Annotated in this window: 22 protein-coding genes; 8 read left to right on the plus strand and 14 right to left on the minus strand. The window is 71.5% G+C overall.

What is annotated here, in order from left to right:
* Nucleotides 1-3: 3 nt before the first annotated feature.
* Nucleotides 4-711 (minus strand): glycosyltransferase family 2 protein, encoded by a 708-nt coding sequence (locus OOJ91_RS20575; protein ID WP_266247235.1) that lies wholly within the window; start codon nucleotides 709-711, stop codon nucleotides 4-6.
* 124 nt (nucleotides 712-835) lie between these two features.
* Here OOJ91_RS20575 and OOJ91_RS20580 point away from each other — a divergent pair, with 124 nt between their 5' ends.
* Entirely contained in the window at nucleotides 836-3,025 is a 2,190-nt protein-coding gene (locus tag OOJ91_RS20580; RefSeq protein WP_266247237.1) for a phospholipid carrier-dependent glycosyltransferase, read from the plus strand.
* A gap of 153 nt (nucleotides 3,026-3,178) precedes the next feature.
* On the opposite strand, the gene OOJ91_RS20585 is transcribed toward OOJ91_RS20580, so the two are convergent.
* The 6 genes from OOJ91_RS20585 to OOJ91_RS20610 form a co-directional block, all read right to left on the minus strand.
* Nucleotides 3,179-3,778, minus strand: a complete 600-nt coding sequence (locus OOJ91_RS20585) for a hypothetical protein (RefSeq protein ID WP_266247239.1) — start codon at nucleotides 3,776-3,778, stop codon at nucleotides 3,179-3,181.
* A 56-nt stretch (nucleotides 3,779-3,834) separates the two neighbouring features.
* Complete coding sequence (locus OOJ91_RS20590; protein ID WP_266247243.1) at nucleotides 3,835-5,301, minus strand: sensor histidine kinase; 1,467 nt, start codon at nucleotides 5,299-5,301, stop codon at nucleotides 3,835-3,837.
* A complete protein-coding gene (locus tag OOJ91_RS20595; RefSeq protein ID WP_266247261.1) occupies nucleotides 5,294-5,986 on the minus strand; it encodes a response regulator transcription factor in 693 nt (230 codons plus the stop codon). Before OOJ91_RS20595 ends, OOJ91_RS20590 begins: the two co-directional genes overlap by 8 nt.
* A 92-nt stretch (nucleotides 5,987-6,078) precedes the next feature.
* Nucleotides 6,079-6,591: a hypothetical protein gene (locus tag OOJ91_RS20600; protein WP_266247262.1), complete on the minus strand. Its 513-nt coding sequence runs from the start codon at nucleotides 6,589-6,591 to the stop codon at nucleotides 6,079-6,081.
* A 111-nt stretch (nucleotides 6,592-6,702) separates the two neighbouring features.
* Nucleotides 6,703-7,716: a phosphotransferase gene (locus OOJ91_RS20605; protein WP_266247263.1), complete on the minus strand. Its 1,014-nt coding sequence runs from the start codon at nucleotides 7,714-7,716 to the stop codon at nucleotides 6,703-6,705.
* Between the two features lie 126 nt (nucleotides 7,717-7,842).
* Nucleotides 7,843-9,015 carry a thiolase family protein gene (locus OOJ91_RS20610; protein WP_266247264.1) on the minus strand — a complete coding sequence of 391 codons (1,173 nt, stop codon included), beginning with the start codon at nucleotides 9,013-9,015 and terminating at the stop codon, nucleotides 7,843-7,845.
* 98 nt (nucleotides 9,016-9,113) lie between these two features.
* On the opposite strand from OOJ91_RS20610, the gene OOJ91_RS20615 reads away from it, so the two are divergent.
* On the plus strand, nucleotides 9,114-9,542 hold the full coding sequence (locus OOJ91_RS20615) for a PH domain-containing protein (protein WP_266247266.1): 429 nt from the start codon (nucleotides 9,114-9,116) through the stop codon (nucleotides 9,540-9,542).
* Between the two features lie 4 nt (nucleotides 9,543-9,546).
* Here OOJ91_RS20615 and OOJ91_RS20620 read toward each other — a convergent pair whose 3' ends face one another.
* Together OOJ91_RS20620 and OOJ91_RS20625 are read right to left on the minus strand one after the other, a co-directional pair.
* Nucleotides 9,547-10,458, minus strand: a complete 912-nt coding sequence (locus OOJ91_RS20620) for a rhomboid family intramembrane serine protease (RefSeq protein ID WP_266247268.1) — start codon at nucleotides 10,456-10,458, stop codon at nucleotides 9,547-9,549.
* Between the two features lie 100 nt (nucleotides 10,459-10,558).
* The gene (locus tag OOJ91_RS20625) at nucleotides 10,559-11,089 is read right to left on the minus strand and encodes a peptidylprolyl isomerase (protein WP_266247269.1); all 531 of its coding nucleotides are present in this window, start codon (nucleotides 11,087-11,089) and stop codon (nucleotides 10,559-10,561) included.
* A gap of 84 nt (nucleotides 11,090-11,173) precedes the next feature.
* Between OOJ91_RS20625 and OOJ91_RS20630 the strand changes: the two genes are divergently transcribed.
* A complete protein-coding gene (locus OOJ91_RS20630; RefSeq protein WP_266247270.1) occupies nucleotides 11,174-11,950 on the plus strand; it encodes a hypothetical protein in 777 nt (258 codons plus the stop codon).
* Between the two features lie 169 nt (nucleotides 11,951-12,119).
* On the opposite strand, the gene corA is transcribed toward OOJ91_RS20630, so the two are convergent.
* The 5 genes from corA to OOJ91_RS20655 form a co-directional block, all read right to left on the minus strand.
* Entirely contained in the window at nucleotides 12,120-13,268 is a 1,149-nt protein-coding gene (gene corA, locus OOJ91_RS20635; RefSeq protein ID WP_266247272.1) for a magnesium/cobalt transporter CorA, read from the minus strand.
* A 307-nt stretch (nucleotides 13,269-13,575) separates the two neighbouring features.
* Nucleotides 13,576-14,670: a PLP-dependent aminotransferase family protein gene (locus OOJ91_RS20640; protein WP_266247273.1), complete on the minus strand. Its 1,095-nt coding sequence runs from the start codon at nucleotides 14,668-14,670 to the stop codon at nucleotides 13,576-13,578.
* Between the two features lie 106 nt (nucleotides 14,671-14,776).
* Nucleotides 14,777-15,235, minus strand: coding sequence for an ester cyclase (locus OOJ91_RS20645; RefSeq protein WP_266247275.1), 459 nt, complete (start codon nucleotides 15,233-15,235; stop codon nucleotides 14,777-14,779).
* 83 nt (nucleotides 15,236-15,318) lie between these two features.
* Nucleotides 15,319-18,861: an NACHT N-terminal Helical domain 1-containing protein gene (locus OOJ91_RS20650; RefSeq protein ID WP_266247276.1), complete on the minus strand. Its 3,543-nt coding sequence runs from the start codon at nucleotides 18,859-18,861 to the stop codon at nucleotides 15,319-15,321.
* Nucleotides 18,862-18,958: 97 nt separating this feature from the next.
* A complete protein-coding gene (locus tag OOJ91_RS20655) occupies nucleotides 18,959-19,351 on the minus strand; it encodes a CBS domain-containing protein (protein WP_266247278.1) in 393 nt (130 codons plus the stop codon).
* A 114-nt stretch (nucleotides 19,352-19,465) separates the two neighbouring features.
* On the opposite strand from OOJ91_RS20655, the gene OOJ91_RS20660 reads away from it, so the two are divergent.
* From OOJ91_RS20660 to OOJ91_RS20680, 5 genes are all read left to right on the plus strand, one after another.
* Nucleotides 19,466-19,915 carry an NUDIX domain-containing protein gene (locus OOJ91_RS20660; RefSeq protein ID WP_266247279.1) on the plus strand — a complete coding sequence of 150 codons (450 nt, stop codon included), beginning with the start codon at nucleotides 19,466-19,468 and terminating at the stop codon, nucleotides 19,913-19,915.
* Nucleotides 19,912-20,679, plus strand: coding sequence for a hypothetical protein (locus tag OOJ91_RS20665; protein ID WP_266247280.1), 768 nt, complete (start codon nucleotides 19,912-19,914; stop codon nucleotides 20,677-20,679). The genes OOJ91_RS20660 and OOJ91_RS20665 overlap by 4 nt, the downstream gene beginning before the upstream one ends.
* A gap of 88 nt (nucleotides 20,680-20,767) precedes the next feature.
* On the plus strand, nucleotides 20,768-21,499 hold the full coding sequence (locus tag OOJ91_RS20670; protein ID WP_266247281.1) for a phosphocholine cytidylyltransferase family protein: 732 nt from the start codon (nucleotides 20,768-20,770) through the stop codon (nucleotides 21,497-21,499).
* Nucleotides 21,487-22,554, plus strand: coding sequence for an iron-containing alcohol dehydrogenase family protein (locus OOJ91_RS20675; RefSeq protein WP_266247282.1), 1,068 nt, complete (start codon nucleotides 21,487-21,489; stop codon nucleotides 22,552-22,554). The genes OOJ91_RS20670 and OOJ91_RS20675 overlap by 13 nt, the downstream gene beginning before the upstream one ends.
* A complete protein-coding gene (locus tag OOJ91_RS20680) occupies nucleotides 22,529-23,251 on the plus strand; it encodes a CDP-alcohol phosphatidyltransferase family protein (protein WP_266247283.1) in 723 nt (240 codons plus the stop codon). The genes OOJ91_RS20675 and OOJ91_RS20680 overlap by 26 nt, the downstream gene beginning before the upstream one ends.
* Nucleotides 23,252-23,364: the final 113 nt, after the last annotated feature.

Consider the following 23,364-nt stretch of genomic DNA (forward strand, 5'->3'; position numbering starts at 1 on the left):
CGATCAGCGCGCGGACGAGACCGCGGGACGACGGCGTGCGCGCTCGCGACCGAGGATCCAGATCGCCTCGACGCCGTCCTTCCAGGTGATCTTCTTGCCCTCTTCGCGGCCCCGCGCCCGGTAGCTGATCGGCACCTCGTACGGGCGGATCTTGCGGCGCAGCAGCTTGCCGGTCACCTCGGCCTCCATGCCGAAGCCCCGCGAGCGCACCTCAAGCGACCGGTAGAGCTCCACTGGCATCAGCTTGAAGCAGGTCTCCAGGTCGCCGATGTACGAGTTGAACAGGACGTTCGCCGCCATCGTGACGCCCTTGTTGCCCATCACGTACCAGAAGCTGTAGGCGCTGTGGCTGCCGAAGGTGCGGTTGCCGTAGACCACCGTGGCCCGCCCGTCGAGCACCGGGTCGAGCAGCTTGGGGATGTCCTGCGGGTCGTACTCCAGGTCGGCGTCGAGGATGACCATGTAGTCGCCCTCGGCGCTGTCCACAGCCGTCTTGATGGCCGCGCCCTTGCCCGCGTTGCGCTGGTGGGTGATGACCCGCAGGCGGGCGTCGTCGGCGCGACCGAGGACCTCGCCGGTGCCGTCCCGGCTGCCGTCGTCGACGACTACCAGCTCGATCTCGCAGGGGTAGTCAACCGCCAACGCCTGCTTGAGGGCATCCGCGATGCGTTCTTCCTCGTTGTAGACCGGCATGAGGATCGAGAGCTTCACGGGAATCTCCACGGTGGCGACAACACGTCGGGCATAGCCTAGCCTGGCTGGTCAGCCCGACAGCCGCCGCCACCGTCGGACAGCCGGCGTGGCGGCTTCAGCCGGATGGTGTTTACTTCCCGCCATGTCGGCTGCCGGCTCCCTGCTCGCGGTGCTTCCCGCCGCCTCGGTGCTCCTGCTCACTGTCGCGACGACGCCGCGCGGGGTCGACCCGGTGGCGCCGACACGGCTCGCCGCGGTGCGCGCGGCCCTGGTCGCCGGGGCGTACGCGGTGCTCGTCGTCGAGGTGCTCGGCGCGCTGCACGCGCTGACCCGGCCGGCGTTCGTCGTCGCCTGGCTGCTCTTCCTACTCGCCACCGCGACGGCGGTGGGCCTGCGCTGGCGCCGGGACACCCCGCCAGCCGAGGCGCCCGCCGCGACGCCACTGCGGGTGCCGGTCGGCGCGGCGGTGGCCGCCGGCGCCGGCCCGGAGACCTCCGTCCCACTCAGCGACCGCGGCCCGGCGGACGGGCACGACGCCGCGCCGATCCAGACCGGTGGGGTACGCGCCAGAGCAGCCGACACCTGGCGTACGGCGAGCCGGGGCGAGCGGCTGCTCGCCGGCGTCATCGGGGGGCTGGTGCTGCTGGAGTTGCTTGTCGCGCTGCTGGCCGAGCCGAACAACTTCGACTCGCAGACGTACCACCTGCCCAAGGTCGAGCACTGGGTGGCCCAGGGTGACCTCGACTTCTGGCCCACCGCCATCCACCGGCAGGTGACCATTCCGCCCGGCGCGGAGTACCTGCTCCTGCACCTGCGCCTGCTCACCGGCGGAGACGCGCTGCACAACCTGGTGCAGTGGGCGGCAGGGGTGCTCTGCCTGCTGGTGGCCGCGCGGATCACCGCGCAGCTCGGCGGCGGCCGACGGGCTCAGTTGATCACGGCGTTCGTGCTGGCCAGCACCCCGATGGTAGTGCTCCAGGCGACCAGCACCCAGACCGACCTGGTCTGCGCGGCGTGGGTGGCGTGCGCCGCGACACTCGTCCTGGACGGGCTGCGCCGACGGACCGGTTGGGGCACGCTGCTCGCACTCGGTGCGGCCACCGGGTTGACGGCGGTGACCAAGACCAGTGGTCTCATCGCGGTGGGCCCGCTGCTGGTGCTCTGGGGCCTGGCCCAGCTCCGGCTGGCCCTGGCCGCCCGGGCACCGGCCGCCGGTCGGGTGCGGCCGGTCGGCGGGGTGGTCCGCGTCGTCGGCGGCTCGGCGCTGATCCTGGTGGTGGCGGCGCTCGTGGTCGGCCCGTTCCTGGCCCGGGTGACAGCCGAGTTCGGGCATCCGCTGGGCCCGCCGCGGCTGCGGGAGTCGATTCCGATGGAGCGGCACGACCCGGCGTCGGTACTTGTCAACGCGCTGCGGATCGGGCACACGGCGTTCGACACGCCACTGGCGCCGCTGCGCAGCGCCAGCGCGGACGCGATAATCGACGGCGCGGACGCGATAGGCGTCGACCCCCAGGACCGGGCGATCACGTTCGGTCGGGAGGTCTTTCCGGTGCCCGCCTGGTACCCGGACGAGGACCGGGTGGCCTTCCCGATCGCCGGGGCGGTGGCGTTGCTCGGCGCGCTTGTCGCGCTCGTCCGCCCCCGCCGGATCGACACCGGTCAGGTGGGGCCGCTGCGGGCGTACGCCGTGGTGGTGCTGACCACAGTGCTGCTGCACACGGCGATGCTCAAGTGGCAGCCGTGGGGCAACCGACTGCTGCTCTACGCCCTGGTTCTCGCCGTGCCGCTCGCGGGGCTGTGGCTGGACGCGCTAATGCGCCGTCAGGCCAGCCGCTCGACCAGCGCCGCCCCGACGACTGATCGTGCCCGGCGGTCGGTGGCCGCTCTGGCGGTGGTCGCCATGTTGGCCACCTCCGCGCTGGCCGGGGTGCTGGCGCTGTCGTACGGCTTCCCGCGCCGGCTCGTCGGCTCCGGCTCGGTGTTCACCACCTCGGACTGGGACACCCGGTTCCTACGCCGGCCGGAGTGGGCCGACGAGTTCCGCTGGGCCGCGGCGGCGGTGCGCGACAGTGGCGCCCGGCGGATCGGGCTGGTGGAGCAGAACGACGACTGGGAGTACCCGTGGTGGCTGCTGCTGCGCCAGCCGGACGGCAGCTCGCCGGAGCTGGTGTCCTTGCAGTCGGTCCTGCCGGAACGGCCGCCGGCCGACCCGGCCTCGGTGGACGCGATCGTCTGCACGGGCAGTCAGCCGGCCTGCGCCAAGCTGGTTCCGGCCGGCTGGCGGTTGGAGTTCCGCGGCTACGTGGGCTACGCCCTGCCGCCCGGCCGCTGAGCGCCGGCCGCTCGGACCGGACCCGAGCGTGATCAACACGGTGTCGGCGATATCGGGGCGTCGCACCGACCGGGACACGCCCATGTCACCGAAACCGTGTTGACCAAGCCTGAGCAGTGCGGGCCCCCGGGCGTGCACCCGGGGGCCCGTCGCTCACTTGTCGCGCGGGATGAGGATGAGCCGGGCCACGCCCTTGTCGCCGTCCTTGGCGCCGGCGACGCCTACCTTCGCCCCGACCTTCACCTCGGTCGGCTGCACGGTCGCACGCCGCTCGACGACCCGCAGGTCGTCGCCGAAGGTCCAGGTCATCGTGAAACCGTCGGTGGACTTGACGGTCATCGAGCTGCCGTCGATGGCTGTCACCTCGCCACGCTGGACGGCGACCGTCTGCGTACCGTTGTCCTTGGTCTGCACCACCGCCTCGCCGTGCAGGGTGTTCTTGCGCAGCTGCACGCGGGCCTGGTGGCGCTTGCGCCACTCCTCGCCGCGCTTCTGCTTGTCCTTGTCCTTGGCCGTCGGAGAGGCGCCGGGCGTCGGGGTGGCCGGCGCGGCGACTGTCTGCACGTCCAGGTCGGTGGCGTCGAAGCCCATCGCGGTGAGCGCCTGGCCCTCCACACCCATCGCGGCGGCAACCTCGACAGCGGCGTCCCGCGCGGGCTGGCTGGCCACCTCGGCCGCGCCGCAGCCGCTGACGCCGAGCGCCACCGCCGCGAACAGTGCCGTGGTGCCGGTGACGAATCCCCAACGTGGCATGACTCTCCCTCTCGTCCGTGGAGCCCTCAGCCTTCCTCGCGCGGACGAGCGGACCGTCAGGCCGATGTACGGATCCGGTAAGGATCACCGGGCAGCCGGACCGTGAAGGCGGCCCCGCCCTCGGGCGCGTGACCCGCGACGATCTCCCCGCCCAGCCGGCGGACCAGCCCGGCGGCGAGTGCCAGCCCCAGCCCGCTGCCCACCTTGCGCACCCCCCGGTAGCGCTCGTGCAGCGCTCCCCGCTCGAACGCCACCGCCAGGTCGTCGTCGGTGAAGCCGGGTCCGCCGTCGCGGACCTCCAGCACGCCGCCGGCCGCCGGGTCCGCACCGACCGGCCGGACCGCGAGCACCACGGGCGCCCCCGGGGGTACGACCCGCAGCGCGTTCTCCAGCAGCCCGTCCACCACCTGCCGGATGCGACCCGGATCGGTGTACGCGGACACCGGCTGACCTGGCGTCTCCACGCGGAACGACACTCCCACCGCGGCGCACCGACCCGACCAGGTCGGTTCGGCGTCGGCGGCCAGGCGGGTCAGGTCGACGGGCACCGGTTCCAGCGGGAAGTCGGCGGCCTCCAGCCGGGCCAGCGCCAGCAGATCGCCGATCAGCCGGTCGAGGTGCTGGGCCTCGACCAGCATGGTCCGGCCGGCGTCGGCGGTGCCGTCGGTGTCGATGACGCCGTCGGCGAGCGCCTCGGCGTACCCCCGGATGGCGGTCAGCGGGGTCCGCAGCTCGTGCGAGACGGAGAGCAGGAACTCGCGCTGCCGGCCCTCGCTCGTGGTCAGCGCGGCGGCCAACCCGTTCAGCGCCTCGGCCAGGTCGGCGACCTCGTCCGGCGGTTCGACAGGCACCCGGACGGCGCGGTCCCCGGCCCGCAGTCGGGCGGCGGCGGTGGCCGCGACGCGGATCGGTCGGGCCAGGCGGCGGGCCAGCAGGAGGCCGGCCACCACGCCGGCGGCCAACCCGGCCAGCAGCGGCAACCAGAGGCTGAGCAGCACCTGCGCCCACAACCCGTTCGACGAGGCGCGGGACAGCACCACCCCGTTGCCGCCGGGCAGCGCCCGGCCCTCCACCAGGGCGCGGTGACCGTTGACCGGGCGGCGGGCCGACACGTTGCGGCCCTGCCCGATCCGCTGCACCACGCGGGTCGGTAGGCCGGACCGGTCGACGGTTCCGCGCCGGATCAGGTACGCGTCGATGCCCTGGTCGCGCAGTTGCTGGATGAGCCGCTCCTCGTCTGCGGTGCGACCCCGGTCAAGTCGAGTGCGCAGCACCTCGGCGGCGAGTCGGGCCTGTGCGGCGAGGGCCTGCTGATCGCGTCGCTCCGCGCCACGGATCGCCAGTGGCACCGCGACGATGGCCGTGACGAGCACCGACACCAGTGCCACCGCGCAGGTGACAAGCACCGCGCGGGCGGTGAGCGTCCGGCCGAGCCGACGGCGCCGCGGTACGACCGGCGGGCGGACGCCGATCACCGGCAACGCCATGGTCGGCGACTCGGCGCGTACGGGCTGCTCAGGCATCGACCGCGTACCCCACGCCCCGGTGGGTGCGGATGACGCTGGCCGGGCCGAGCTTCGCCCGCACCTGGGCGACGTGCACGTCCACAGTGCGGGTTCCGGCGTGCGCGGCGTAGCCCCAGACGCCGGCCAGCAGCTCCTCCCGGGTGAAGACGCGGCCGGGGCGGGCCATCAGGTGTGCCAGCAGGTCGAACTCCGTGGAGGTGAGCTGCACCGGTACGCCGGCAGCGGTGACCGTCCGCCGGGCCGGGTCGAGGGTCACCGGGCCGACGACGCGCTGTCGTTCCGCGCCCTCGGGGCCCCCGGCGGTGCGGCGCAGCACCGCGCGTACCCGGGCGACCAACTCGCGCGGACTGAACGGCTTCGTGACGTAGTCGTCGGCGCCCAGCTCCAGGCCGACGATCCGGTCCACCTCGTCGTCGCGGGCGGTGAGGAAGATGACTGGCGTCCAGTCACCGGCCTCGCGCAACCGGCGGCAGATCTCGGTGCCGGGGAGGCCGGGCAGGGCGATGTCGAGGACGCAGGCGACCGGGCGCAGCCGGCGGGCGGCGCTCAGGCCGGCCTCGCCGTCGCGTTCCAGGTGTACGCCGAACCCGTCGCGGGTGAGGTAGAGCCGGACCAGGTCGGCGATGGCCGGCTCGTCCTCGACCACGAGGACGAGCCCGCGGTGCGGCGGTTCGACTGTCACCGGCCCATGATTGCCGACCCGGTCGGCTCGGCGCGATCGGTGCGTGTTCGAGTTCGGTAAAGGCGACGTGAAGGGCGACCGGCCGGTCGGCGTCAGCGCGCCACGGCGGGGCGGAACGCGCTGGGTCGGACGGCGGCCGGCGCGTCGCCGATGGTGGCGACGATCCGCTCGCGGGGTGCCCGCAGGCGGGTCCGGAAGGCGTGGTTGAGCAGCGCGTCGAGCTGCCACACCTGCTTCGGGTGGTTGGTGCGGATGAGGAACCGCTCGCGGATCCCGTCGATAGCGGTGGCGGCCAGCTCGACCGACCCCAGTCGGGGGTCCGGGCTCCAGGTGACGTTGCTCAGCTCGCGCAGCTCGGTGTTGAGGTGCAGGCGCAGCCGGTGCAGGAGCCGGGTCTGCTGGGTCACCACCAGGCGGCGGTGGGTGAGCAGCAACAGGTAGTCGCCGGTGACCGGGCGGTCGGGGCGACTGCAGCGGGTGACCAGGATTGTGGCGTCACCGGAGCCGACGCAGCGGCGGAAGACCGGCATGTGCCGGCTCACTGTCTGTACGGCAAGGCCGGCCTCGGTGGCGGCCGGGAGGAACGTTCGGGAGAAGACGTCCATGACCTGCCCAACGACCTCCCGGACGGGGTGACGTGGGTCACGTCGAAATTTTGGAAGTTCCACGCGGCGCGTCGCACCGCCTGTCCGACTTCCGACTTGGACGGATGCCGGTCAGCGGTCGGGCTGAAGAGGGGTGGCGGCGAACAGCTCGGCGAGCCACCCGGGTACCGCCTCGGCGTACTCCGCGCGGGCCGGGTCGGCCGTGTCCAGGGCCCGCCGCCAGGAGAGCGACCGGCTCACCGCGCCCAGGTTCATGGCCAGGTCGGCGGCCTCGACGAGGGTCCGGCGGTCATGGCTGTCGGTCCACGCCTCCAGGTAGCAGTCGCGCAGCCGGACCAGGCTGGCATCGCCGGCCGACGCCTCGGTGGCGTACCGGACGGCGCGCAGGGTCACCAGCAGCGTGCCGAACGGGTGGGCCACCGAGGCGTCGCCCCAGTCGAAGTAGCGGTACCCGGCCGGGCCGGCGAAGACGTTGCCGTCATGCAGGTCGTCGTGCTGCACGGTCGCCGGAATGCCGATGTCCGCGAGCCGGCGACACCGCCGCGCGTACGCCGGAAGCTCCGCCCGCAGCCGCTCGTACGTCGCGACGGAGAGCCCGCCCTCCGCGCCGACGCGCAGCGAGTCGCGATCGTCGAGCAGCTCGGCGAGCAGCCCCGCCAGCACCTCCGGGCGGTGGTCCGGTACACCGAGGGCGACCAGTTCGTCGGCGCGCGGCGCGGTGGCGAGTTGGAGTGCCGCGTACCCGGGCAGCGCCCGCTCCCAGTGCGTCAGGTCGGGGTCGCGGCCCAGCACGTCACGCAGCGACTCGCCGCCGTCGGGAAGCAGCGACCAGCCCCGCTCCCGGTCCACGGCGATCGGGGTCAGCACCCGCTCGGGCGCCAGCCCGGCCAGCGTCGCGATCAGGACCGCCTCGTGCGCCGTACCCCGGTTGTTGGCCTTGAACCAGACTGGCCCGGCGTCGGTCGGCACCCGCCAGACCAGCGACCACGGCCGGACGCGGGGCTCCACCGGCCCGGTGACCAGGCGACCGGCGTTGCCGAGTCGCTCGTCGACCCAGGATCGGGCCTCCTGCTGCCACTCGTCGCTGGACCAGTCGGGGGCGCGCTCGCCGGCGATCGTCGTCACGATGGGCACCCTAGGCGGCGTGCCCCGACCGGGGCGAGACCATTTCGCGCGGCGCTCCTCGGCTGCCAGCCGAGCCGCCGGGTCGGACCAGCTCGACGTGCCTCGGCTGGCTGCCGAGCCGCCGGGTCAGACCAGCTCGACGATCGTGGCGTTGGCCATGCCGCCGCCCTCGCACATCGTCTGGAGGCCGTAGCGGAGCCCGTTGTCCCGCATGTGCTGCAGCATCGTGGTCATGATCCGGGCACCGGAGCCCCCGAGCGGGTGCCCGAGGGCGATCGCGCCACCGCGCGGGTTGAGCCGCTCCGGGTCCGCCTCGGTCTCCGCCAGCCAGGCCAGCGGCACCGGGGCGAACGCCTCGTTGACCTCGTACACCCCGATCTCCTCGATGCCCAGCCCCGCGCGGCGCAGCGCCTTCGCGGTGGCCGGAATGGGCGCGGTGAGCATCGTGACCGGGTCGTCGGCAGCGACCACGGCGGTGTGGATGCGCGCCAGCGGGCGCAGGCCGTGCCGGCTGGCCCACTCGGACGTGGTCACCGCGAGCGCCGCGGCGCCGTCGGAGATCTGGGACGCGGACCCGGCGGTGACGACGCCGTCGGTGCGGAACGGGGTGGCCAGTTCGCCGAGCTTGTCCAGCGAGGTGTCCCGGCGGATGCCCTCGTCGGCAGTGAACTTGCCGCCGTCGGCGAGCGGCACCGCCGTCAGTTCCGGGTCGAACGCCCCGGCGTCCTGCGCGGCGGCGGCCTTCTCGTGGCTGGCGAGCGCGAACTCGTCGAGCTGCGTACGCGAGAGACGCCACCGGCGGGCGATCAGCTCGGCCCCGACGCCCTGGTTGAACGGCAGCGGCGCGTCGTCGGCGAAGCCCTCGACACCCCGGTAGCGGGCGCGGAGCTGGTCGCTGAACGGCATACCGCCCGCCACACTCGAACCCATCGGCACCCGGGTCATCGACTCCACCCCGCCGGCGACCACCAGGTCGGCCTGGCCGGAGAGGACTGTCGCGGCGGCGAAGTGCAGGGCCTGCTGGCTGGAGCCGCACTGCCGGTCCAGCGTGGTGCCGGGCACCGTCTCGGGCCAGCCGGCGGCGAGCACGCCGTTGCGGGCGATGTTCCACGATTGCTCGCCGACCTGGGACACGCAGCCCCAGAAGACGTCGTCGACCTGCGCCGGGTCCAGGCCGGTGCGCTCGGCGAGGGCGCGCAGCACATGGGCCGACAGGTCGACCGGGTGGACACCGGCGAGGCTGCCCCTACGCCGCCCCACCGGGGTACGCACCGCGCCGACGATGACCGCGTCACTCATGTTTACTCCCCGGTAACGTGGGCTGACCCGATCCTACGTCGTCGATCGACAGTCCGTCCGGCCAGGCGGCACCCGACCACCGCTGGCATGCTGGGCGGGTGAACGAGATCTCCTCGGGGCGGCAGTGGCGGGTGTCGGCGAACCTGCCGGTGGCGAAGCTGGCCGGCGCGGTCCTGCTTGTCGCCCTCGGCCTGCTCTTCGCCGACGGTGACGCGGTCCGGCTGGTGCTTGCCGTTCTGGCCGCCGCCATCCTGGCCGGCTGGGCGGTACGCGACCTGGTCGCACCGGTCCGACTGGCTGCGGACCCGACCGGACTCACGGTCATCCACGGCTTCGCCGGCAGGCGGAAGCTGCCCTGGCCGACGGTCGAGGCGATAAGCGTGGACCGTCGGCAGCGGCTGGGGCTGACGTCTGAGGTCCTGGAGATCGACGCGGGCGAGTCGCTGCACCTCTTCGGCCGGTACGACCTGGGCGCCACCCCGGAGGAGGTGGCCGCCGAGCTGCGCGCCGCCCGCCGATACTCCTGAGCCGTCAGCCCAGCAGTTGGGCCGTTCGGAAGAGCACCAGGCCGAGAAGGATCAGCAGGATGATGGCGGCGCCCACGGCCTGCACAAGCGTGCGCCGACCACGTGGCGCGTACGCGAGCACCAGGGACATCGCCGCGCCGACCACCAGGCCGCCGAGGTGCCCGGGGATGGAGATGCCCGGCACGGTCAACGTGAACACCAGGTTGATCACCAGGATGGGGATCACCTGGGAGATGTCCCGGCCAAGTTTCCGCTCGATGATGATCAGCGCGGCGAAGAGGCCGAAGACGGCAGTGGAGGCGCCGGCCGTCGCCGAGTTCTGGGCGCTGAAGAGGTAGGCGGCCACGTTGCCGCCGAGGCCCGCGACCAGATAGAGCGCGCCGAAGCGCAGCGGCCCGAGGTTGGCCTCCAGCGACCTACCCAGCACCCACAGCGCCCACATGTTGAGCAGCAGGTGGATCACGCCGTAGTGCAGGAACATCGCGGTGACCAGCCGATACCACTGGCCCTCGGCGATGCCGCCGAGCGTGCCGTCGGGAAAGACCGCCAACCCGAGCACCGAACCCCAGTTGGTGAGCGGGGTGCCGCCGCCCATCAGCCCGCCGAAGCCGGAACCGCCCACGGCCGCGTCCCCACCTCGGTCGGAGGCGATGGACAGCAGCATGACCAGCACGTTCAGGGCGATGATGCCCTTCGTGACGTAGCCGTGCCGGCCGGCCGTACCACCACCGAAGGCGGTACGTGCCGGCCGGACGGTGCGACGTCCCTCGTTGACGCACTCCGGGCACTGGTGCCCGACGGACGCCTCCCGCATGCACTCCGGGCAGATCGGCCTGTCGCAGCGGGTGCACCGGATGTAGGTCTCCCGACCAGGGTGCCGGTAGCAGACCGGGGTGGTCGGCGGGGACTCGCTCACCGGGCCGATCCTCCGTCCGCCACCGCGCGACGCACCGACGCTGGCCGGCGCGGTGCTCCGGAGCGCTCAATCATGCGAGCAAAGGTACCTCGCGGGTTCGTCAGGCGGCAGACCGCTCGATCTCGACCCGCTCGATGACGACGTCCTGCAACGGACGGTCGCTCGGGCCGGTCGGGGTGTTCGCGATCGAGTCGACGACCTTCACCGACTCCTCGTCGGCGATCTGGCCGAAGATGGTGTGCCGGTTGTTGAGGTGCGGCGTCGGGGACACGGTGATGAAGAACTGCGAACCGTTGGTGCCCGGTCCGGCGTTCGCCATCGCCAGCAGGTACGGCCGATCGAAGCGCAGCTCCGGGTGGAACTCGTCGGCGAACTTGTAGCCCGGCCCGCCCCGGCCGGTACCGGTCGGGTCGCCCATCTGGACCATGAAACCGCTGATCACGCGGTGCGAGATGGTGCCGTCGTAGTACGGCCCGCTGCCCGGCTGGCCGGTGCGCGGGTCGGTGTACTCCCGGTTGCCCTCGGCCAGGTCGATGAAGTTGCGGACCGTCTTCGGAGCGTGGTTCGGGAAGAGCTCCAGCCGGATCGGGCCAGCGTTGGTGTGCAGGGTGGCGTAGACAGCCTCGGCCACGGGTACTCCTCACTCGTTGGTCAGTTCCATGCGGATCCTCCCATGTGCCCGATCTGGCATCGCGGAGGCATCCGTTGGTGGAGGATGACGAAGGAACAACTCCCAGGAGGTAGGACCGTGTTTGGAATCGGGCGGCGTCAGTCCCAGGGCCAGCTCGCCAAGGCTGAGCTGAACCAGAGCATCAGCCACCTGATGCAGGCAGCCAACCACGCGGCCAAGGGCGCAGGCGCATCCGTCGGTCCGCGGGTCCAGGTGGCCCGGGGCTACGTGGGGCCGGCTGCGGTGAAGGTGCGCGACCGCGCGTCGACCGGCTGGGGAACCACACTCACCACGCTGGCACCGCTGGCGGCGGCAGCCCGGGACGGCGCCGCGCAGGCAGGGCCGCTGACCAGGAAGGCCAAGTCGAAGACCATGCGGATCACCGGTAAGAAGAAGCAGCCGCGCCGTCGCGGCTCGATGATGACCGGCCTGCTGGCCGCGGGCGCCATCGCCGGCCTGGCCGGTGCGGTCGCCCTGCGTCGCCGCCGGGAGCAGCAGGAGTGGGCGGAGTACGACCCGACCCGCACCCTGGAGCCGATGCGCGACGAGGTCGACTCGATCGAGGTGCGCACGCCGGCCGCGACCAAGGGGACCGACGGGTCCGCCATGAGCGGCGCGGCCGGGATGACCGGTGCGGGCAGCTCGGCGGTCGCCGGGGGCAGTAGCGCCAGCACCACCGCCCCGGCCAAGCAGACAGGTGTCCGGCCGACCGACAAGGTCCCCTCGGTCGCCGAGGGCGCCACGGACGTCACCGGTCGGCCGACCGACGACCTCACCAAGGCGCTGGGCAAGGACACGGCCCGCACCAACGGCCGTCGCTGACCCCCGACACAGCAACGCGGCGAGCGCCGGCGACGCGGGTTCTCCCCGCTCGTCGGCGCTTTCGCGTGGAGCGGCTCGCCCCGCGCGAGCGGAACCCTCGCAAGATCCACTCGGGTTTCCTGAACACGAGTGGATCAGGGTGCGCGGTCGGGCGGCTCCCGCCGCACGGTCAGAGCCAGCCGTTGCGGCGGAACCAGCGGTAGAGGGCCAGGGAGACACCGAGCATCAGGGCCAGGGCCACCGGATAGCCGTACGTCATCTTCAGCTCGGGCATGTTGTCGAAGTTCATGCCCTCGACGCCGGCGATGGAGGTCCAGACCGCGGCGATTGCCGCCCACGCGGCGATCTTGCGCATGTCGTTGTTCTGGTCGACGCTCACCTGGGCCAGCCGCGCCTGAAGGATCGAGTTCAGCAGGTCGTCGTACGAGTTCACCTGCTCGACGGTGCGGCTCAGGTGGTCCTGCACGTCCCGGAAGTACTTACGGATCTCCTTGGGCACATCCCGGTTCATCTGGGAGGTCAGCGACATCAGCGGTCGCTGCAACGGGATCACCGCCCGCTTGAACTCCACCAGTTCCCGCTTCATCTGGTAGATCCGCTGGATGCGGCCGTGGCTGTTGCGGTCGAAGACCTCGGCCTCCAGCACGTCCAGGTCGTCCTCGAGCTGCTCGGCCACCTCCAGATAGAGGTCGACCACCCGGTCGGTCACGCCGTACGCGACCGCCCACGGGCCCTGGAGCAGCAACTCCTGCTTGGTCTCCAGGTCGGCGCGGACCGGGGAGAGCCGGCAGGCGTCGCCGTGCCGGACACTGATCAGGAAGTTCGGGCCGATGAAGAGCATCACCTGGCCGGTCTCGACGACCTCGGAGGTCTCGGTCAGCTCGGTGTGCTCGCAGTACCGGGCGGTGCGCAGCACCAGGAAGGTCACGTCGCCGAAGCGCTCCAGCTTGGGCCGCTGCTCGGCCTTCACCGCGTCCTCGACGGCCAACTCGTGCAGGCCGTACGTCTCCGCGATGGCTGTCATCTCGGCCAGCTCCGGCTGGTGCAGACCGATCCAGACGAACCCGTGCTCCTCCCGGCGTGCCGCCTCCAACGCGTCCGCGTACGTCCAGTCGCCGGGCTGCCGCTTGCCGTCGACGTAGAGCGCGCAGTCGACGACCCCGCTGCGGCCGGTGCCGCTGGGCGACGGAGTGGGCGGCGATCCGTCGGCGTTGAGCATCCTGGTCACCGCCCGCACCGGGGACGGCCAGGCCCGGGGTCGCAGCACCCGGGACGCGTTCGGCGGGGCCGTCCGGCCCCGCTCTGCCCGATCCGTCATCGCGACACCTCCCCGCGCTCGCCTGCGGCTTGCAGGCTACGCCGATGGTCGCCATCGGCAGGTGTGACGGCGGTCGCGGGTGCGGCGCCGGGCGGGCCGGGCCGTATCGGGGGGTGAAGGACGACACGGCCCACCCGGCGCCCGTGGGGGCGGGGGTTGTGCTGCACGCGTGGCCCGAGGTGGCGGCGGGGCGGTGATCCTCGCTACACCTGACGGGTGACGCTCGCAGCATTGTGAGCCGCCGGCCGCCCGCTGGGGAGTCCCGGGACGGCCGGCATCGTCGTTCTGTCGGGAACCCGACAGAACATCAGCTCCGGATGGCCTCGACGGCCGCCGCGAGCCGACGGACACCCTCGTCGATCTTGTCGGCCGTCACTGCCGAGAAGGCCAGCCGCAGGGCGTGCCGCCCACCGTCGAGAACGAAGTCGCTGCCCTTGACCACGGCGACCCCACGCTCGGCCGCCGCCGGGGCGAGCCGGTCCACCAGCACGTCCTCGGGGAACTCCACCCACAGGAAGTAGCCGCCGTCGGGCTCCACGAACCGGGCCTGCGGCAGGTGCCGGCGCAGCGACTCGGCCAGCACCCGGGCACGTTCGCCGAGCGCCGACCGAACGGTCTCGATCGAGCGGTCGATGTCGCCGGAGACGCAGAACTGGTGCACGATCGCCTGCGACACCATGCCGGGCGAAATGTAGAGGCTCGTCGCGTTCTTGGCGATGTCGGCGATCAGATCAGCCGGGCCGACCAGGTAACCGACCCGTACGCCCGGGCAGACCGTCTTGGTGAAGCTCGACGCGTGCACGACCACGTTGCGGGTGTCCAGCGAGAGCATCGACGGCAGCGCCTCGCCGCGGAAGCGGATGTCCGCGTACGGGTCGTCCTCGAAGATCGTGAACTCGTACTCGGCGGCCAGGTCGAGCAGCTCGCGGCGCTTCTCCAGCGACAGCGTCATGCCGGCCGGGTTCTGGTAGTTCGGGATGACGTGCGCGAGCCGGGGGCGGACCCCGGACTCGAGCAGCTTGCGCAGCTCGGCGGTGTCCAGACCGTCCGGCTGGACCGAGATGCCGTGCAGCTCGCCGCCCATCCGCTGGAGGTTGAGCAGCGTCCGGTCGTACGTCGGACGCTCGACCACCACCGCGTCGCCGGGCCGGACCAGGTGGTCGAAGAGGAAGGCGTCGGCCTGGAGCGAGCCGTTGGTGACAAGCACCTGATTGGCTTCCACCCCGTGCTTCTCGGCGATCCACTTTCGCAGCGGAGCGTAACCGACGGAGGTGCCGTACGCCGTGACCCCCGCGGGGTCGGCGTCGAAGGCGCGTACGGCGGCGGCCTTGAGCCCCTCGACATCGACGATGTCCAGCGAGGGCGCCCCACGGGCAAAGGAGATCAGCTGCTCGGCGGTCATGGATATTGAGCGTACGGGCGGCGGCGGGGAACGCGCGGACGGCACGGCGATGTCCGCATCCTGAGCCACCGGGACGGGTGACCCGGGTCGACCGGTCGTCGTCAGATCAGACCGGAAGTGCGAGCGAGTCGTGCTGCGTGGCCCGGGAAAGACCCTCCAGCTGCACTCCGAGCGCGTCGAGGAGCTGGCTCCAGTCGAAGTAGGAGCGCCACGCGACGATCCGGCCCCGGCGTGCCCGGACCACGTCGGCCACCTCCCAGCTCACCGACCGGCCGGTCGGAGCGACGGTGCCGTACGGCGAGTGCAGCGTGCCGGTGTGGGTGCCGCTGAGGCGCAGCTCCACTGCCGCCCCGCCGGACGTACGCACCCCGCCCAGCGGGTCGACCCGCAGGTCCGGAAATGCGCCGGTCCAGGTGCGCAGCAGCGCGGGCAGCTCGATGGGCCGGACCGTGACACCCGGCATGGCGTAGAACGCCTCCGGGGCGTACAGATCCGGCAGTCGGGCCACGTCCCGCCGCAGGAGCATCGCGTACTGCTGCTCGACCAGGCGCTCCGCGTCACGCATGATTCCCTCCCACGGCACGGCGGTCCGTGCCCGCGAGAAAGTAGTACCCATCGATCCCGCTGCCACACCAAAGGACCGGAGACTCAGGCACCGAGGTAGTCGGTCACGTCGAACGGGTCGTCGAGCGGGTCATGATCGATGCTCAGCCGCTGCCCGGCCCGACTCCTGAGGTCGTCAATCATGTCGAGCGACACGCCAGCCACTCCGCCGGACATGCTGACGTACTCCAGGAGTGGCAGATCACCGAGCGCGCTGATGTCGCTGAGGCGATGACACCGGTTGAGATACAACCGGCGAAGCCGTGACTGGTTCCGGAGGAAGTCAAGCGTATGGATCCCGGAGTTGCTCAGGTCGAGCACCTCAAGCCCGGCGAGGTCCTTCAGCGGAGCGGTCGGCTGCGCCAGCAGTTCGCAGTTGGGCAGCACGAGGTGGGTCAGCGACGGAAGGCGGGGTAGCTGATCGAGGTGCGTCAGGTCTCGGATTCCGCCCGTACGCAGCACCTGGAGGCCGGTGGCCGGGGCGAGCGACCGCAGGTCGGAGACATAGACCGGACCACCCAACTCGACCTCGCGCAGGGTCACCGACAGCGCGGGGAACGGCGCGCGACGAGTGGACGAGAAGACCACGTTGAGGCGGCGCAGGCTGACACAGCCCGCGATCCCGCTGATGTTGTCGACCCCGTCGACCGAGCGGACCCGCAGGGTGCGCAGATTGCCGAGAGGCGAGCAGAAGTCCAGTTCGGTGACCTGACAGCGGTCCAACGAGAGGGTGCGGAGGCCTTCGAGCCGGGAGATCCACGCAAACTCGTAGAGCTGCCGGCAACCGTCAAGTACCAGCACCCGCAGTGAACTCCGCCCCGCTAATGCTTCCACCTGCTCAGGCGGAAGAGCGCCGCAATTGCCCAGATGGACCTCGGCCAGGTTTGGCAGTTGCGCCAGCTCCGCGACGTCACTCATGTTGTTGCAGCCGGTGAGGTTGAGTCGCCGCAGCGTGGGCAGTGCCGCCAATCCTGCCGTGCTGCGCAGCCCGGTCACATGCGAGCAATCCAGTTCCTGCAGTTTGTCGAGCTTGGCCAGGCAGGACAGATCAGCGAGCTCTCCGTCGATGGTGATCCGTACCGCCCGAGCCGACGTCACATGCTTCAGCGCCTCGAGCTGCGGCCGGGTCCGTACGGCCACCTCGTGCTCGCCGAGTTGGAGTGGTGCCAGCACTTGCTGGGCGTACAGTTCGGCGTCGAACCGATTCCAGGCGGCGAGAAGCGCTGGTACGACAGACGTGGCAATCGGAGACGCGGCATAACGCGCAAGGATCTTCATCGCCGCCGGACCACCGACCCGGGCCGCAGCCGCGATACAGGCGCTGACCACCTCCGGTGACCGTTGGTGGTGACCGTCCAGCCAGCTGAGCAGTTCCTCGCCGAGGCCGGTCAGGGAACGTGCCTCCTCCAGCGAACGAGGTGGCAACACCTCTTCGATCATCGCGGAGGCCCGCCGCGCGACGGACTGGCTCACCCGACCGGCGGCGGTGAGGCACTCAGCCGCGAGCAGGAGCAGATCCCGGCGGCTCTCCAGGGACATCTCGGCAACGTCCAGGATTGCCCCGACCAGAGCGGAGACCGCCCGTTCCTGCACCGGTGCGCTGGCAGCGAAGACGATCACCCGCCGCCACTCGGGCTCCAGCACATGCGCCACGAGGTCCTCGATAGGCCCGTCGGCGTACGCCCAACCGGTCAGGAACTCCTGGATCGAGCGGTGCGCGAACTGCGCCTGATCGTCGGCGACCCGCTGGAGCACAATGCTGCGGGACAGCAGGTGGGTGAGGGCGTCCTCAGCTCTGACCCGCACTGACACCATGCCGTTGAGCTGCTCGGCGACGATCTCCTGGGCGGTCTTGGCCCGCAGGTCCAGGTCGACTGCATCGCCGCGCTGCACGAGTTCCTCATCGCGCAGCCGGCTCAACGGCTCCACTCGGATCGTGGTGGTGGAGGTCGCGGTCATGTGCATGGCGATCGCCTCCAACAGAACGAGCTTCTGCCGGTAGGTGAGACCGCCCTCGTCGCTCCGATCGACCTTCCGCGCGTCGTCCCGAAAGTGGATCAAAGCCTCCACGACGCGCTGGTAGAGATCAGCACGGCTCTCCGGAGCGGAGTCCGAGAGCTTGTGCGCATAGAAGGCGCAGAGCATGGCGCAGAGCAGCGGGGTCTCGCTCAGGTCGCGCACAGTCGGGCGATTCTGGAAGTCGAAAATGAGCTGCTGGTGCTGCTCCCGGTATTCGTTTACCTTGCTCGCCACAGCGGTACCGCTGATCAGGACATGAAACCATCGGTTGATGCAGTCGCGCGCCTCACCTTCCGACATCGGCATCAACTGCAGGCCGTCGAAGTACCGCCGGGCAAACCACCCGTAGTCGAGGCTGTCGGGCCGGGACGTGACGATGAAGTTCGCACCCGGATGGGCCTTGAGCAGCTTGTCGAGCCATACATACGCCCGCAACTTGTCATGGTGCGACAGCTCGTCGAAACCGTCGAAGAGTACGAGCGCCTCCCCGCGGTCAAGGCAATCGCGGACCCACGACCCCGGCACGTCCGACCCGCGCCAGGCGGCGGCTCGAATCAGGTCGTCGTAGTTCGGCTCGCGACCGGGAACGAACGCGTAGCGCAGCTGGGCGACGAATGGTACGCACCCTGACCAGCTCGCCATGGACTCCGGGAGCCGGCGCTGGGCCGTGCTGATTGCCAACCACTGGCTGATCGTGGTCTTGCCCGACCCGGCCGAACCAGTGAGCAGCACCCGCGCCCCTCGCCTCGGTTCACGGGCGGTGGCAATGCGACCCAGCGCGGCATCGACGGCCGGGCTCCCGTCGACTGATGCCTGCCCCCCGGCGCCCGGCACCCTCGATGCCCGGAGCCGGATGTACGACACGTCGACCGGATGGCGGCGCAACTCGATCGGCAGGTTCAGGCCAAACAGATCGGCGTACCGGTAGGTGCTCGCCACGTCGGAGCGGTAGCCGGCCTCGAACCGGCTCATTTCCTCGGCCAGCCCTGGCCGGAACTTCGGCAGCACCACGCTGGTGATCCCGCGCTCCAGCATCGCGTCGATTCTCCGCGTCGCCACGTACGTCTCCCAGGCGACATCGCTGTCGAAACCAGGCAGGTCGCGGACCAGCGCGGAAACGTACGCGGCCGCTTCGATGAGGTACAACCTGCCGTAGGAGACCGCCTTCTCCCCCAGATGATCGGCCCGCCAGCGGCGCTCGGCGGCCGGTGCCAGCGCGGCACGGAGCTGCTCCGTGGTGATGGCCTCCTGGACGATCCGACTCTTACTCGGCCTGAACTTGGTAAGCGCCTCCTCCACACCTCGCACCGCGCGGCGACGCTCGGCGTCGTCCAGGCCCGCATACTCGATCGATTCAATGCGCCCGAGTCGGTCGGCGATGCGGTCGGCGGCGTCGGCGAGACGCCTGGGCAGCGCCTTGCCCTCAAGGCTGTCCGCGTCCAACTTGCCGATTGCGCCGACGACGTCCTCGATGCCCTGGATCCTCGCCTCCGCGCCTGGGAACAGAATCTTGAAGCCGGCGGCGATTATCTTCCTGGCCACACCCTCGCGCTGAACAGGTGACGTCATCGACCGACTCCTCAGCTTCGACGGACCGTCCATTGTATTTCCGGGCGACCAGCTCCATTCGGTTAGATCAATTAGTCGACACTGTCAGCCGGTGGGCTCACCCCGCAGCGGCCACCTGGCTCTCCGCCCAGACCCGCATGATGTCCCGGACCGAGATCACCCCGGCCACCTCCCGGCCGTCGAGCACCACCAGGTGCCGGAAACCTCCCCGGGCCATGGCGGCGGCAGCCTCGGCAACCGTCCACTCCGGGCCCGCGTAGACCACGTCCCAGGTCAGGTGGGCGCCGGTGCGTTCGGTGTCGCAGTCGAGGCCCGCGCCGATGGCCTTCAAGACGTCGCGTTCGGTCATGATCCCGACCCCCTCGGACTCGGGGTCGATCACGACCGCCGACCCGACACCGCGGGCCGACATCATCCGGGCCGCCTGACGGAGCGTGTGCTCCGGACCGACGACGAGGACCTGGCTGGACATCGCTTCCCGTACCTGCATCACACATCACTCCTTTGGGACGGTGGCACTCGGTACGGACATGGTCGTCCGTGGATGTTTCCGGGACAAGACCGGGCATCGTCGCGATGCCGGGGCGCTCGCTACTGTCGAAGCGTGTCCACCGAGCCCCTGCGCTGCGCCGGCGCGTTGATCGTCGACGGCGACGGCCGACTCTTCTTCCAGCGCCGCTCACCACACCGACGCCTGTTTCCCAACTGTTGGGACATCGTCGGTGGCCACCTGGAACCCGGCGAGGACATCGACGAGGCGCTGCGCCGGGAGGTCACCGAGGAGACCGGCTGGCTTCTCTCGCACGTCCTGGGCCAGGTGGGCGAGTACCACTACGTCGGCGACGACGGCCTGGCCCGCATCGAGTACGACTTCCTGGTCCGGGTGGACGGCGACCTCGACCACCCAAGGCTGGAGGCCGGCAAGCACACCGAGTACCGCTGGCTGGCCGAGCACGAGGTGACCGTGCTGGACGAGAACCGCGACGTCAACGACGGTCTGATCCGGCGGATCGCGGAGGAGGGCTTCGCCGTCCTGCGGTCGATCGGTAGGTGAACACCGTCGAGCTGGCGCCGCACCGGATCGCCGGCCTGCTCGCCCCGGCCGTGGACCGGACGTTCCGCGCCGGCATGCTCGCCGGCCGCGACGGTGGCGGCGCCGAGCTGAGCCAGCGGTACGGCGGGCCCACAGCGAACGGCTTCCTGGTGGACCTGCGCACCCGGCTCGCCGCGCCGGGCGGCACCGTCGACGGGCCGGCCTTCGCGGCGGTCACCCGCTACGCCGACCCGGTCACGGTCCGCCGGGCCGTGGACAAGCAGGTGGCGTACGGCATGCTCCACCGCCGCCGGGACGGAGCGCTCTCCGCCACCGAGCGGGGCGCCGCCTTCCTCACCGAGCTGTACCAGGTGCACGCCGAGGTCACCGAGGAGCTGTGGGCCGGGCACGACGAGCGGGTCACGCGGCTCGTGGCGGCGCTCGGCCGACTGCTGACGTACGCCCTGGTGCTTGCCGACGCCGACGGCGACCGGGAGGGGTCGGCGTTCGCGGCGCTGGCGCCCCCGCACGAGCCGGACGGCACCCCGCCCGGGGTGCTGCTGCTCAACAGGCTCGGCACGCTGCGCTACCACCGGGCCGACGCGCACGCCGCCGCCTGGACGGCCGCCGGACACACCGCGTCAAGCGTCGCCGCCCTGCCCGCCGGCCCCGAGCGACTGGCCATCGAGCTGGAGACCGACCGCCGGGCCGCCGGCCCGTACGCCGCTCTCGACGCGGAGGAGCGGCTGACGATGCTCGCCGACCTGGCGGCGCTGCCCGGTTGACCCGGCTGACCCGGTTGGCCGGAGCCGCACGGCCGGCCGGCGCTATCCTCCACCGGTGACGGGGAGCAGGACGAGGGAGGATGTCGCGATGATCGGAATGGTGCTCGCGGCCGGAGCGGGACGACGGCTGCGCCCGTACACCGACACCCTGCCCAAGGCGTTGGTGCCCGTGGACGGCGAGACGACGATCCTGGACATCGCACTGGGCAACCTGGCCGAGGTCGGGCTCACCGACATCGTGATCGTGGTCGGCTACGCGGCGGACGCGGTCCGCGAGCGGCAGGCCGACCTGGAGAAGAAGTACGGGGTCACGCTCACCCTGGTGCACAACGACAAGGCCGAGGAGTGGAACAACGCGTACTCCCTCTGGCTGGCCCGGGAGTACTTCGCGCGCGGGGTGCTGCTTGTCAACGGGGACACCGTGCACCCGGTGAGCATCGAGAAGACCCTGCTGGCCGAGCGCGGGCCGGGCATCCTCCTCGCGGTGGACACCCTCAAGCCGCTGGCCGAGGAGGAGATGAAGACCACCTTCGACGCCGCCGGCCAGCTCACCCGCATCACCAAGATCATGGACCCGGGCGAGGCGTACGGGGAGTACATCGGCGCGACGCTCATCGAGCCGCAGGTCGCCGACGCGCTCGCCGACGCGCTGGAGGCCACCTGGCGACGGGACCCGAACCTCTACTACGAGGACGGCTACCAGGAGTTCGCCGACCGCGGTGGCGAGGTGCGGGCAGCGCCGATCGGCGACGTCCCCTGGGTGGAGGTCGACAACCACGCCGACCTCGCCCGCGCACGGGAGATCGCGTGCCTCTACTAGCCCGAAGCGTCCTCACCCCGCTGCACATCGACGTACGGCGTGGAGCGGTCGCCGACCTGGGCGCGATCCTCGCCGACGGGCGGATCTCCTCCGGGGGCGACGTCGCGGTGGTCGTCGGACCGGGTCAGGGCGCCCAGATCGCGGAGTTGATCCGACCGTCTCTGCGCTCGGCCGACGTGTTCACCGTCGCCGGGGCGACCCTGGACGCCGCCGACGACCTCGGCGGCAAGCTCCGCGCCCGCTCGTACGACGCGGTGGTCGGGATCGGCGGCGGCAAGACCATCGACGTGGCCAAGTACGCGGCGACCCGCCGAGGTCTCCCGATGGTGTCGGTGGCGACAAGCCTCGCCAACGACGGGATCGGCTCCCCGGTGGCCAGCCTCATCACCGACGGGATCAAGGGTTCCTACGGGGTGCACATCCCCATCGCGGTGATCGTGGACCTGGACTTCGTGGAGAGCGGCCCGGACCGGCACAACCGGGCCGGCATCGGTGACGTGATCAGCAACATCAGCGCGCTGGCCGACTGGGAACTGGCCCGCCGGGTACGCGGTGAGCCGGTGGACGGCCTGGCCGCCTCGCTCTCCCGGGCGGGTGCCGAGGCGGTGCTCAACCACCCGGGTGACATGAGCGACGACGCCTTCGTGATCGTCCTCGCCGAGGCGTTGATCTCCAGCGGCCTGGCGATGGCGGTCTGCGGCACCAGCCGTCCGTCCAGCGGTGGCTGCCACGAGATCATGCACGCCGTCGACTCGCTCTTCCCCGGCACCGCCTCGCACGGCGAACTGGCCGGGCTCGGGGCGCTGTTCTGCACCTGGCTGCGCGGCGACCTGCGCCGCTTCGGGGAGATGTCGGCCTGCCTGGCCCGCCACGGTCTGCCCCGACTCCCCGCCGAGGTGGGGCTCACCGACGACCAGTTCGTCGAGGCGGTGCAGTTCGCCCCGCGTACCCGACCGGACCGGTACACGATCCTCGAGCACCTGGCCCTGTCGCCTACCGAGACGCGGGAGCGGCTGGCAGACTACGCCGGTGCAATCCGCGACCAGCTTGGCTGAGCCCCGTCCCACAGTTGCCGACTTCCACCGGGTGAACCGGGGCGGCGGCCTGTTCAGCGAGTCGATCAGCCAGTGGCTGGGCGCCGTCTTCGCGCTCGTCGCGCAACGCCTCGGACTGCGCCCGACCGCGCTGACGATCACCAACCTGGTGCTCGGGCTGGCCACCTCGGTCACCGTGGTGGCGCTCGCCGAGCCGGTCGCGGATGGGGACGTACCGGCCTGGGTGGTCGGCCTGCTCGCCCTGGTCGGCTGGCAGGTCGCGTACTCCCTGGACTGCGCCGACGGGCAGCTCGCCCGGGTGACCGGCCAGGGCAGCGCGGCCGGGGCCCGGGTCGACGTGCTCTGCGACGTGGCCGCGCAGATCGCCCTGGTGGCCGCCCTGGCCGCCACCGCCGTGGCGCAGGAGCCGTCCACGCCGACCTGGCTGGTGGCGACCTTCGCGGGCACCTGGATGGTCAACCTGGTGACGTCGGTGATGCAGGCCGGCCCGAACGCGGCAAGCATGGTCACCTCGACCTCGCTGCCGGTACGCCTCGCGAAGCTGGTCCGCGACTACGGCGCGGTGGTGTTCGTGGCCGCCCTGGTGCTGGCCGTGGCCCCCGCGCTGGTCCTCTGGGTGCTTGTCGCGTTCACAGTCGTCAACGGCGGCTTCCTGCTGGCGAGCATCGCCTTCTCCGCCCGCGCCTCCCTGCGCTGACGAACCCGCGCCCGTCCGCCGGGCGCGCTCGGCCCGCCCGACCCGCCGGCCCGCTCGGCGCGCCGGCCCGCTCGGCGCGCCGCCCGCTCGGCGCGCCGGCAAGATCCGCACAA

It is taken from the genome of Micromonospora lupini, assembly GCF_026342015.1.
Classification (GTDB): Bacteria; Actinomycetota; Actinomycetes; order Mycobacteriales; family Micromonosporaceae; genus Micromonospora; species Micromonospora lupini_B.